The organism is Nocardia amamiensis (genome assembly GCF_015477605.1).
GTDB lineage: Bacteria > Actinomycetota > Actinomycetes > Mycobacteriales > Mycobacteriaceae > Nocardia > Nocardia amamiensis_A.
In genome coordinates this window covers 1-547 of record NZ_JADLQX010000210.1, presented here as the reverse complement: position 1 = coordinate 547, position 547 = coordinate 1, and the positions used below count along the sequence as shown (strand labels likewise).

Sequence of the window (547 nt, the reverse complement as noted above, 5' to 3'; positions counted from 1 at the left end):
CGGTGCCGGTGGCGAAGATGGTGGTCTCGGTCGGCCCGTACACGATGTAGAACGACCGATCACCGCTCGCCCACCGCGCGACCAACTCCGGACCGACCCGCTCACCACCACACAGAATCGCCCGCAGATCATCCAACCCCACCGGATCCAACGACTCCAACGCACCCGGCGTGATACACAGATGCGTCACCCGCTCCCGCCGCAACAAATCAGCCAGCTCCACCCCCGCGAACACCCCCGGCGGCGCCACCACCAACGTCGCACCCGCCGAAAACGCCAACAACATCTCGATCACCGAAAAATCGAAACTCGGCGTACACAGATGCGACACCCGCGACTCCCGCGTCACCCCCCGCACCGCAACCTCGTGCTCGACCAACGCCGCCAAACCCGCATGCGTGACCGCAACACCCTTCGGCCTACCCGTCGACCCCGACGTATAGATCACATACGCCAAATGCTGCTCCGACAACGGACGCAGCCGATCCAGATACGACACCGAATGCGCCGCCTCCACAGCGATCTTCTCCCGATGCACCGGCACATC

At 64.4% G+C, this 547-nt stretch carries 1 protein-coding gene; it reads right to left on the bottom strand.

Annotated features, from left to right (window positions below; all coding sequences use genetic code 11):
• Positions 1-547: AMP-binding protein (locus IU459_RS37520; RefSeq protein WP_195134307.1), on the bottom strand; the 547-nt coding region annotated here is incomplete at both ends.